Genomic DNA, 11,239 nt, shown 5'->3' with positions numbered 1-11,239 from the left:
CGTCCCACTGGATCCCAGCAAATCTCGGCGCTTGTTACCTATGTGTTACCTAGCCGGCCCTTAGGTAACAAATCGGAACTTCCGCGAAAGAGCCTCAGATTCATCAGCGGCTCACTACAGCGACGACGCCAGTCAGAGGAGAGGGAGCTTCTGGGAAGCGCGGCTTTGCGAACGATGAACCTCAGCCGCGTCCACTTGAGTGCAGGAGCGGCGGATGTTGACAGATTCCAGAGTGGCGGCCTTCAAGCCGCCGGCCCGGGGACAGAAGGAATATCCCGACCAGAAAGTGACCGGCCTGCGTCTTCGTGTCGGTGCGGGCGGCACCAAAGCCTGGATATTCCGCGCCCGCACAGGCGAGCGAACCATCAACAGGAAGCTCGGCACCTATCCCGGCATGAACCTCTCAGAAGCGCGAACTGCCGCATTGAAGGTCATCTCTGCAATTTCGCGTGGCGGGAGCGCCGAAGCGGTCGAACGGACATTCGGAGCGGTGGCCTACCACTGGATCGAAAAGGTCGCGCAGCGCAAGAATGACAGCTGGGAATATCAGCGGCGGCGCCTCGAGCTCCATGTCTTGCCCGCGTGGCGCGATCGCAAGATCGTCGACATCCGCCGTGCGGATGTACGCACCCTGCTCGATGGGCTCGAAGGCGTCGTCCTTCCCAACCGAGTGCTGGCACTGGTCAAGACGATCTTCCGATACGCCCTGAGCCAGGATTGGATCGACTTCTCGCCGGCCGAAGGCATCCCAAAGCCGCAGATCGAGAGGGAGCGTGATCGAGTGCTCACGATGAAGGATGTGGCGCAGATCTGGAAGGCGGCGGAACTCCTTGGCTACCCCTTCGGACCCTACGTCCGACTCCTGGCCCTGACGGCTCAGCGCCGGACCGAGGTCGCCAGCATGCGATGGGACGATCTCGATTTGGATGCGGGCATGTGGACTATTCCCGCCGCCAGCACGAAGGGCGAGCGTCGGCACTTTGTGCCCCTTGCCGCCGCCGCCGTGGAGATCTTGGAGCGGCTCCCGCGGCTGGGAGTGTATGTGTTCGCGACTGATGGCCGGACCCACATGACAAACTACGCCAAGCTGAAGACGCGACTAGATGCATTTGTCGCGGCGAGCGGCGGTGGCGTGGCTGCCTGGCGACTGCATGACCTGCGGCGCAGCGCTGCCACGCACATGGTGCGACTAGGGGTCCGCGAGGAAGTGGTCGGTCGTGTGCTCAACCACGCAGTGAAGGGTGTGACCGCGCGAGTGTATGCGCTTCATTCCTATGGACCGGAGAAGCGTCAGGCGCTTGACACCTGGGCAGAGGAAGTCGAGCGCACCACTTGTGTGACCTAGTCTGGCGCATTGCGGGCCTCGCACATTCCGATCGTCGGCTCACGCGGGCCGGCGCAGCCATTCTTCTACCTCGCTTTCGCGCCATCCGGCGCAGCGGAGCGAAATCTTGAGCTGTCTCGGAAAAGTGCCGGAGTTGACCTTTCGGTAGAGCGTGGAACGGCTGAGTCCCGTTCGTTCGAGAACCACCGCGAGGCGAAGGATCCGTTCGGGGGCTTGAGACGGCATCAGGTTCCTCCTGAGACTTGCGGGCTCTCGACGGAAGTCCACCGCAGCAGCTGGCGCAAGACGGCTGGTGCCGAGATTCCGCGGAGACGTATGTCGGTGCATCCCCGGTGTGACAGTTCCAGCGCTCGCGCTGGCCGAGCTCCTGGCGAACCGCGCAGCTGGACCTGATGCGGCGCGGAGCCGCTCCTTGGCTGGGAAACCGATTGATGTCGGTGGCTTAGGATTGCCAGGAATCAGATTCTCCCAACCTTTCAGAGATTCTTTTCCCGAGCCCTCCGGTTCTGGCGGCGCGCGAGCATGCCGACGCTTCCCGAAACACCCTGCTGCATTCGCCTCTTGCGCTGCGGCGCGCCGACTCTATCCTGAATTGGCGCCGCACCGCGGCGCCGAGGCGTGAGAACCTCGCTTGGTGGTGCCGGCTCGAATCTCGGCCGGGTGGCCGTCGCGCATGTCCAGATCGCTCGCGGTTAAAGGCGACGGCGCATGTCCAAGCATGTTCTCAACACCCGGCTTTGTGCCGGCCGCCTCGCGGGAGGAGGCCGGATATGGGAAGCCGTTGCCCTGCGGCGCGTGGATCGAATCGGCGCCGCATTCGGCTGCGCGGAAGGTCCGGATGAGGGGTCCGGGCACCTCCGCGCGCGCGCAGGCCGAGTCCGACGGACCGGGAGCACACCGGAATCCTGATGCCGATGAGCTTCTAGCCGATCTCTATCGCAGCGAATCCCCGCGACTCGTGAGGATCATCTCGCGCCAGACGCGCAGCAGGGACGACGCGCACGACCTCGTGCAGGACGCCTTCTTCCGGCTCGCGCGCCTGGGTCGCGAAGGCGCGCTGCTGGAGCGGCCGCAGGCCTATCTTCGCCGCATCGCCTCCAATCTCCTGAAGGACCGTGCCAAGACCGCCGCAAGGCAATCGGCCGCCCTTCACGTTGTCGCCGACGAGGAGAAGCTTCCGGCGACCGATCCGCACGGACTTCTCGAATCCCGGGACATGCTAAGGCGCCTGGAGATTGCTATCACGCGTCTGCGTCCGAGGACGCGGGAGATATTCATGGCGCATCGCGTCGAAGGGCTTACGTACGCGGAAATAGCGCAACGTACCGGACTGTCGATCAAGGGCGTGGAGAAACAGATGAGCAAGGCGCTCGTCCAGCTCGATCGCCTGCTGAGAAAGGCCTAGCGGTCGATGCGCTGGTTTCGGACGCGCGGGCGCATCCGACGCGAGGCGGCGGACTGGCTCGCGCGTCTCGGCGGCGGCGCCGACGCCCGCGAGCACTCGGCCTTCAGGCAGTGGTACGAAGCCGACCCCAGGCATGCCGAGGCCTATGAACGGATGGCGGCGATCTGGTCCGCCGCGGGCCGGCTGCGCGCCGCCGAGACCGCTGGTCCGGAAGAGAAGGCGAGGTCGGGATCGGTCGGCCGCGCGCCCGGCTCCGCGATCGCAGCCTCACTCGTCGCCGGGATCGCGCTGGTCGCGCTGCTCATGCTGGGCCCGCGCTGGCTTCCCGATTCCGGCGGGCAGCCGCAAGTCTTCGCGACGGCGGTCGGGGACATCAGGGAGATCGACCTGCCGGACGGCTCGCGGCTCGTGCTCGACTCGGCCAGCCGCGTCGAGGCGCGCTTCTCGGCATCGCAGCGGCTGCTTCTTCTGCATGCGGGGCGCGCCCGCTTCATCGTCGCCCATGAGGAACGGCCCTTCGTCGTGCGCGCCGCCGGAAGCGAGGTCGTCGCGACCGGGACGATGTTCGACGTGAGTTTGATCCAGGATCGTCTCGCCGTTGTCCTGCTCGAAGGCTCGGTCGAAGTCCGGCGGCGCGACGCGGGCACGGCCGCCGTGCACAGGCTGTCGGCCGGACAGAAGCTTGTCATCGCCGAGCGCGCGCCACCGGTGAATGTGCCCGCCGGCCGCGGCGAGGCGCTCTGGCCGACCCGCATGCTCGAGTTCGACGATACGCCGCTGCGCGAGGCGGTGGCGCTCGTCAATCGCTACAGCCGGACCCAACTTCGCCTCGGCGACGAACGCATCGGCAATCTGCGGGTCAGCGGCGCCTATCGCGCCGGCGACGTCGCGGGGTTCGCGCGCAGCCTCGCGGCCGCCTTCGAGCTGCGGGTCGAGCCCCGTCCGGACGGCCATCTTGTGCTCGTGGATCCCGCCGCTCCGGAATAGCGTGACTTTCCGGTAGGGCATTGGTCCTCGCTCGTCGTCAGGCGCGGCGCGAGGGGGCGGGAAATGGGGCGCTACCGATACCGCACGCGCGTGCTCATTGGACCGTGGCGCGACACCGCCGAGCGCGCCGCCGCCGATGCGGTGCGCAGTCGGCAGGCGCGCTTCGAAGCGGACGATGCCGGGCTGGTCTGGCTGGTGCCGGGCACGATCGAGCTCGCCGACGACCGGGGCCAGGCGCGCGGACTGGACCGCGACGAGGCCTGAGCGGCCATCGGTCGCGGATGATCGCCCTCGATTCGGCGTCACCGAATTTTTCCCGGGGGGTAGCGAGCCGTCCTGTCGTCAACGTCCCCGCACGGCGCCGCATTCCCAGATGCGCCGGCGACAAGGGGGAAGGATGTTCGGCCATCGATACGATCGGGCGGCCCACTGGCTGGGCGCGACCGCCATCACCACCATGTTGTGCGCGCTTCCCGCGCAGGCGCAGCCCGCGCAGGAAGCCGATTATGCGCTTCCCGCGCAGGAGCTTGCGCGCTCGCTGCGCGAGGTCTCGGTCCGCTCGGGCACGAGCGTGATCGCCCCGAGCCGGCTCGTCGCCGGGCGGCGCGCGCCGCCGCTTCGCGGGCGGTACGGCGCGCGTCAGGCGGTCGAGCTGCTGCTCCAGGGCAGCGGCCTTCGGGTGGCGTTCGTCGGCGATGCGCTCGTCATATCGGCGCCGGTCGCGGAGAACGGCGGAACCCCGGGTCCGCCGGCGGATTCCGCGCAGTCCCAGGCGATCGTGGTGACCGGCACCAATCTGAGGGGGGCCCAGCCGACCTCGCCCGTCATCGTCATCACGCGCCGGGAGATCGACCGGACGGGCGCGACCTCGATCGACCAGCTGATGCGCACCGTCCCGCAGAACACGCAAAGCGGGGTCAACAAGGAGAATTCGAACATCTTCCGTCCCGACCAGGACGTCACCGATCATGGCGCGGGCCTCAACCTGCGCGGGCTCGGCCAGCGCGCCACGCTCGTGCTGGTCAACGGGCGCAGGCTCGCGCCGAGCAGCTTCGGCAATTTCGTCGACGTCTCGCTCATTCCGATCAGCGCGGTCGAGCGCGTCGAGATCCTCACCGACGGCGCGTCGGCGATCTACGGCTCGGACGCGGTGGGCGGCGTGGTCAACTTCATCCTCCGCGACGATTTCGACGGGCTGGAGAGCGCGGTCCAGGCGGGGACGACGACGCGCGGCGGGAGCGAGCAGCTTCAGCTCGCGCAGGCGCTTGGACGCGAGTGGGGCGGCGGCAATGCCATGCTCTCCTATGAGTACCGCCTCGAGAACGAGGTGCTCGCCGGCGAACGCGACTTCACGATAGGCCTGCGGCCGGGAACCTTCCTGCTCCCGCGCGAGCGCCGACACAGCGTGCTCGGCGCGCTGGAGCAGGAGCTCGCGCCGGGATTTCGCGCAACGCTGAGCGGCAGCTATGCGCATCGCGATACCGAACGCACGCTCTTCCAATCGATCTCGCCGCTCCCGGTCGGCGTCGACGCGCAGGCGGAATCGTTCGGCCTGTCTGGCGAGCTGAGCTACGCGCTCGGCGGCTGGCTGTTCCGGCTCGACGGCAATTACGCCGTCTCGGACACCTCGCAGCGCCAGACGCAGCCGGGCGGCATCGAGCTCGTCAACGCGCGCGACGTGCGCAACGCCATCCTCGAAACCGGCCTCCGGGCCGACGGGAGCCTGTTCGACCTTCCGGCCGGCCCGGTGCGGCTCGCGCTCGGCGCGCAGGCCCGGTGGGAGGAATATCGCGACGCCTTCCGCTCCTCCTCGATCGCCGAGGTCGTCCGCGCCGGCCGGCGCGACGTGCAGTCGGCCTTCGCTGAGCTGCTGGTCCCTCTCTTCTCGCGGCTCAATCGCCGGCCGGGCCTCGAACGGCTGCAGCTCTCGCTCGCCGGACGCTACGACCGCTACAGCCGGACCGGCTCCAACTTCGACCCCAAGCTCGGCCTGCTCTGGTCGCCGCTGCCCGGCCTCGACCTGCGCGGCTCATACAGCAGCTCGTTCCGCGCGCCGCTGCTCTCGGAGGTGACCGGCGCCTATACGGCCTTCTACCTGCCGGCCTTCTTCCTTTATGCCGATCCCACCAAGGCCCCGCCCGGCAGCATCGCTTTGTTCCTGCAGGGCAGCAACCCGGCGGTGCGGCCGGAGACGTCGCGCAACTGGTCGGTCGGCGGCGACTGGTCGCCGGCCTTCGTTCCGGGCTTGTCGTTACGCTTCAACTATTATTCGATCCGTTTCTCCGACCGGATCGCGCTGCCGATCACGCGAGTCACGGTGATCGGCAATCCTGCCTTCGATTCGATCGTCGACCTGTCGCCCGATGTCGCCGAGCTCACCGCGCTCGTCGCCGGGGCGCAGACGGTGCTCGATGCCACCGGGCCCGGCTTCTCGAACGGCGGCGCGACGCCGTCCGACGTGGACGTCGTCCTCGACGGGCGCGTCAACAACACGGCGCTGACACGGACGCGGGGATTCGATCTCGGGCTTCATTATGCCTTCGCGGCGGGCGGAAGCGAGTTCTGGATCGACGCCAACGTCAATCACATCATCGCGTTCGACGACCAGTTGACGCCCGGCAGTCCGGTGATCCGGTCGGTCGACCGGCCCTACCGGCCGCTCGACTGGCGCGCGCGCGGCGGGATCGGCTGGAGCCGGGAACGGTGGGCGGCAAGCCTGTTCGTCAACCATACCGATTCCTATCTCGATGACCGGGCGGTCGTCCCGCGGCCGGTGGCGGCGCATACGACGTTCGACCTCAGCCTCTCCTGGACCGTTCCGCGCGAGGACGATTCCTGGCTGCGGGGAACGCGGGTGGCGCTGTTCGTCGAGAATCTGCTCGACAACGATCCGCCCCGGCTGGTGCCCGATCCGGGAAGCACGACCGGCCTCGGCTACGACCCGGTGAACGCGTCGGCGCGGGGCCGCTTCCTTTCGCTGCAGGTCCGCAGGACATGGTGAGGCGGCGGCCGGGACCGGCCGTATGGATCGGCGCTGTCCTGCTCCTCGCCGCGCAGACCGTCATCGCCCAGCCCCGCGAGGAGACAAGCGTCGCGCTCGCCGAACTGGTCGAGGTCGCCGACATCGAGTCGCTGGCGGCTTCGTCCGACGGCCGGCGGGTCGCCTTCCAGGTCCAGCGGCCATCGATCGAGACGAACGGCCATGCGAGCCTATGGTACGTGGCCGACATCCGCTCCGGCCGCGTCGCCCGGGTCGCGTCGGGCGAGGCGATCAACCATAACGGGGCGCTGGAGACAGACGCGCCGGTCTGGTCGCCGGACTCCCGATTCATCTTCCATCGCTTGCTGTCGGACGGGGCGATCGGGATATGGCGCTCGGCCGCGGACGGGTCGGAGAGCCGGCTCGTGGTCGGCGGCGAAGCAGACGTCGAGCGGATCGGGCCCGGGCGGGACGGCTCCGAGCTTACCTATGTCACCGGGCCGACCCGCGCCCAGATCCTCGAGGCCGAAACCGCCGAATATGAGTCGGGCATCCTGATCGACGAGACCGTCGATCCCAACCAGGATCTGTTCCGCGGCGGCTTCGTGCATGGCCGGCTCGCGAGCCAGCGGCTGGTGGGGCGCTGGTATCAGCGCGACGGCCTGCTGTGGCGGGCGCCGCGCACACGCCACCGGCTCGACATGCGCACGCTCGAGGAGCTCGGTGCCGAGCCGTTGCCGCCGCCCGAGGTCGAGACCCTGGGCGCGGCGCGCGGGAACGGCGGCCCAGCCGCGACCTCGGAGCGCGGCGACGTCGCAAGCGTATCGGGCGCCGATGCCGACCGGCTCGAAGTGCGGCGCCGCTCGGGCAGGACGATCGTCTGCACCGCTTCCCAGTGCCGCTCGGGGCGCATCGTTGCGCTCGTCTGGCGTCCCGGCCGTGACCAACTGCTGTTCACGCGCCAGGACCGCCATTTCCGGCAGTCGCTCTTCCTGTTCGATCCGGCCTCGGGCCGGGTGCGGCGGGTCGGCGGCGGCCAGGGCCAGCTCGCCGGCGGACGTCAGCCTCATCTGCCGTGCGCGGTGACGCGCGACCATGCCGTTTGCGTCGCGGCCGGCGCGGTATCGCCGCCGCGGCTGGAACGGTTCGAGTTGGACGGCGGAGGCCGCGTCGTCCTGTTCGATCCCAATGGGGCGCTGCGGGCCGGGGACTCGCCGCGGGTCGAGCATCTCGAATGGTCCCTCGCCGACGGCCGGACGGCGACGGGAACCCTGCTGCTCCCGCCGGGACCGGCGCCGAGGCGCGCGCCCCTGTTCGTCACTTATTATTACTGCCCCGGCTTTCTGCGCGGCGGCACCGGCGACGAATTCCCGCTTGCGCCGATGGCGCAGGCGGGCTTCGTCGTCGCCTGCCTCAATGTCGTGCCGTTCCGACAATGGGGCGACGGGGTCGACCGCTACCGCGCCGCGCTCGCCAGCGTGGAGGCGCTGGTCGACCTGCTCGGTCGCCGGGGGCTGATCGACCGGTCGCACATCGGCATGGGCGGGTTCAGCGCGGGCAGCGAGGCGACGATGTGGGTCGCGGTCAATTCCGACCTGCTTGCCGCGGCAGCGATTGCCTCGCCCCAATATGAGCCCGCGGCGTGGTGGGCGGGCGCGCTCCGGGGCCGCGACAATCGGCGCGTGATGCGCGAGTTCATGCAGGTCGGCGCGCCGGACGAAGACCGGGAGCGCTGGCGGCTGATCTCGCCCGCGCTCAACGCCGACCGAATCCGCGCGCCTCTCCTCATGCAGTTTCCCGAGCAGGAAATAAGAAGCGCCGCCGAGCTCCATGCGCGCTTGAGCAACACGACGACGCCGGTCGAGATGTACGCCTTCCCCGACGAGGGCCATGTCAAGATGCAGCCCCGCCACCGGCTCGCGGTCTACCGTCGCAATCTCGATTGGTTCCGCTATTGGCTGCAGGATCATGTCGATACCGACCCGGCCAGGGCGGCCCAATATCGGCGCTGGGACGAGCTGCGCCGCCGCCGGGTCGGCTCAACTAGCGAATGAGCGCAGCCACTGCTCGGCCGCGACGATCTCGAGCAGGCGAATATGGCGTCCTTCGGGCGGCTGCTCCGAGCGGAGGAAGGCGCCGACGGCCTCGCGGTCGATGATCCCGCGGGCGGCGAGGCCGCCATCGAGCAGGAAGGCCTCGAGCCGCGGCCGTAGCGCGCGATAGCCCTTGAGGAACATGGTCTCGAGGCGTCCCTTGCCGCGCCGCTCGATTATCCTCTCCGGAAGCAGGTCGGCGAACGCGGCCCGAGCGACGGCGCGGTCGCGCCCGTCTTGGACCCACAGCCAGGTCGGGATCCGCAAGCAGGTCTCGAGGAGCGGCTGGGCGAGCAAAGGGTGAAGCACGGCGGGCGCGCCCGGCCAGGGGTCGAACAGGAAATGATGGATGCCGACGATCATCCGCACATGATCGGCCTTCCCCTGAACGATGCCGGGCGGCGGCTGAAGCCAGGGATGGAGATCCGGGTCGACCATGACCGCTCCTTCGGCAAGAAAGCTCGTGTCCGACCGCCAGCGCCTGCCATGGCCGCGCAAGGCCTTGCGCACAGCGAGGCGCGCCGCGGTCCAGACGGTGCAGCCGTGCAGCTCGGCGACATCGCGCAGTGCCGCGAGCGCCGTAGCGGGACCCTTGCGCCGCAGCGCGTCGAGCGCCGGGACGGGCGTGTTCAGCCAGGCGAACACATTGTCGCCGCCGGCCCCGTCGAGCACGAGGCCGGGCCCGGTCGCCGCGAAGTGCAGCCGCGATGCGCGGTGCACCGGCTGGAGCAGCGGGTTGGGCGGCGGCCGCAGCGGTCCCGCGATGGAGCCGCCGAGATCGGGCGCGGCCCGGCCCTCCACCATCTCTGCGAGCTCGACCCGGCAATGCGAGGCGACCGCGCGGGCATAGTCCCGCTCGTCGCCATCCGCGCTCCGCGTCGCGAAGTTGACCGCCCTGAACGGCGCGCCGGCATGACGGAGCGCGGCGGCGACGATCGAGGAATCGAGGCCGCCCGAGAGTTGGAGCAGGGTCTCCTCGCCCGGCGGCACGAGGAGCGGGATTGTCCGCAGCGCGTCCTCGCGGAGCCGCGCGGCCGCCTCGTCGAATCCGCAAATGGCGGAATCGGCGCGCGCGAAGGCGAAGGGCGACCAGGCCTCGACCAGCCGCTCGCCGGCATCGTCGCGGCGTCGCCACATTCCCGGCAGCAGTTCGCGCACGCCGTCTATCCCGGTGCGGTGCGACCTCAGGAACGGGAAGCTCAGCCAGTGGCGGATGAAGTCGAGGTCCGGCCGTGGGGGATTGGGCAGCGCGCGCAGCAGCAGGTCGGCGTCGGAGGCATAGATGTCGAGGGCGCCGGCCGGTCCGTAATAGATGGGAACCGAGCCCGAGGGATCGCGCAGCGCGCTGTGACCGCCGGCGCGGTCGGCGAACATCGCATAGGCGCCCCAATGGTCGCGGACGAAGCGCGCGGGATCGTCATTGACGACGGGAAGCTGCGTGAGGCGATTCGCGCTCGCCCGATCGAACAGCAGGCCGACGAGGGCGCGGTTGCCCTCCTCACCGCTGATCGTCGGCGTTCCGGACGGGGTCCAGAGGCTCAGCATCCTGCTTTCTTGCGCCCTGACGAGGCCGTCCCCGGCGCCGAGCCCGGCGGCTCGCTCGAGGCGAAGCCGATCCTCCGGATGGCCGGCGGCGGCGAGGAAGCGAAGCTTCACGGCACGACGAGGATCGGGGTGAACTCGCGGACCTTGTCCGGCGCGTCGTTGAGGACGGTATCGCCGGACTGGAGCCAGCAATGGGCCGCGAACGGATCGAGCTTCACCCCGAAGACGATGGCCGCAGAGGCGTCGCGGGCGGCCAGCCAGTCGCGCAGCGCGAGCGAATCCTGAAGGCAGGTGGGTCTGACCGGCACCAGCGCGCGCGCGCGGCGGAAGCGGGCGCAGAGCGCCTCGACGTCGCGTGCGTCTTTCCGCTCATTCGAAACGCGGCGCGCTCGCCGCAGCTCGAGCACATGTTCGAGGGGCTCGGCTCTGACCTGTCGCCGGGCGCGGGCGAGCAGCAGCCAGATCGAAAGAAGGTCGGCGCCGCGCAGGCGTGAAAGGGGCAGGTCGCCCGAAAGGCCCCGTTCGGGCCGCCCGATCGTGGGGGCCGGGAGGGGGCCCGGCTCCGGCTCGAACGAAAACAGTCCGGTCGCGATCAGCCGCCGGGCCGGCTCGGCGTGGGGATCGATCCGGCCGTTCGACCGGCGCGCGGCGAGAAATCCCCGCTCGGCGGCGCCGTCGAGCGCGAAATAGCGGTCGCGGCGAATGTCGAGGAAGACCGGACGATCGTCGACCAACGCGTAGCCGACATGGGGTTGCAGCGCGAGGTAGGCCATGCCCGGCGGCGCGCGGGAAGCCGGCGCTCCCCGCGCGCCCAGCGCTCATTCGTCGCTGATCGCGAGCGGATAGAAGCCGACCGTCTCCGGGTCGCGCCCGATCAACGCCCC

The 11,239-nt window shown here is 69.4% G+C and carries 9 protein-coding genes; 6 read left to right on the top strand and 3 right to left on the bottom strand.

The features are described from left to right. Positions 1 to 214 precede the first annotated feature (214 nt). A complete protein-coding gene (locus tag KF780_12940) occupies positions 215 to 1,345 on the top strand; it encodes a tyrosine-type recombinase/integrase (protein ID MBX3562704.1) in 1,131 nt (376 codons plus the stop codon). A 39-nt stretch (positions 1,346 to 1,384) separates the two neighbouring features. Here KF780_12940 and KF780_12935 read toward each other — a convergent pair whose 3' ends face one another. Then, positions 1,385 to 1,570 carry an AlpA family phage regulatory protein gene (locus KF780_12935; protein ID MBX3562703.1) on the bottom strand — a complete coding sequence of 62 codons (186 nt, stop codon included), beginning with the start codon at positions 1,568 to 1,570 and terminating at the stop codon, positions 1,385 to 1,387. A gap of 493 nt (positions 1,571 to 2,063) precedes the next feature. Between KF780_12935 and KF780_12930 the strand changes: the two genes are divergently transcribed. The 5 genes from KF780_12930 to KF780_12910 all read left to right on the top strand — a co-directional run bounded on the left by KF780_12930 (position 2,064) and on the right by KF780_12910 (position 8,771). Next, positions 2,064 to 2,750 (top strand): RNA polymerase sigma factor, encoded by a 687-nt coding sequence (locus tag KF780_12930; GenBank protein MBX3562702.1) that lies wholly within the window; start codon positions 2,064 to 2,066, stop codon positions 2,748 to 2,750. Between the two features lie 6 nt (positions 2,751 to 2,756). Further along, complete coding sequence (locus tag KF780_12925) at positions 2,757 to 3,737, top strand: FecR domain-containing protein (protein ID MBX3562701.1); 981 nt, start codon at positions 2,757 to 2,759, stop codon at positions 3,735 to 3,737. A 63-nt stretch (positions 3,738 to 3,800) separates the two neighbouring features. Further along, positions 3,801 to 4,001, top strand: coding sequence for a hypothetical protein (locus KF780_12920; GenBank protein MBX3562700.1), 201 nt, complete (start codon positions 3,801 to 3,803; stop codon positions 3,999 to 4,001). A gap of 133 nt (positions 4,002 to 4,134) precedes the next feature. Further along, positions 4,135 to 6,738 carry a TonB-dependent receptor gene (locus KF780_12915; protein ID MBX3562699.1) on the top strand — a complete coding sequence of 868 codons (2,604 nt, stop codon included), beginning with the start codon at positions 4,135 to 4,137 and terminating at the stop codon, positions 6,736 to 6,738. Beyond that, positions 6,732 to 8,771: an Atxe2 family lasso peptide isopeptidase gene (locus KF780_12910; GenBank protein MBX3562698.1), complete on the top strand. Its 2,040-nt coding sequence runs from the start codon at positions 6,732 to 6,734 to the stop codon at positions 8,769 to 8,771. The genes KF780_12915 and KF780_12910 overlap by 7 nt, the downstream gene beginning before the upstream one ends. Here KF780_12910 and KF780_12905 read toward each other — a convergent pair. Continuing rightward, positions 8,757 to 10,466: a hypothetical protein gene (locus KF780_12905; GenBank protein ID MBX3562697.1), complete on the bottom strand. Its 1,710-nt coding sequence runs from the start codon at positions 10,464 to 10,466 to the stop codon at positions 8,757 to 8,759. The genes KF780_12910 and KF780_12905 overlap by 15 nt on opposite strands. After that, on the bottom strand, positions 10,463 to 11,128 hold the full coding sequence (locus KF780_12900; GenBank protein MBX3562696.1) for a lasso peptide biosynthesis B2 protein: 666 nt from the start codon (positions 11,126 to 11,128) through the stop codon (positions 10,463 to 10,465). The genes KF780_12905 and KF780_12900 overlap by 4 nt, the downstream gene beginning before the upstream one ends. Positions 11,129 to 11,239: the final 111 nt, after the last annotated feature.

Origin of the sequence: Sphingomonas sp., assembly GCA_019635535.1 — a bacterium.
Taxonomy (GTDB): Bacteria; Pseudomonadota; Alphaproteobacteria; order Sphingomonadales; family Sphingomonadaceae; genus Allosphingosinicella.
The sequence above is the reverse complement of the archived record's forward strand: the minus strand, read 5'-3'. Positions and strand labels throughout refer to the sequence as shown.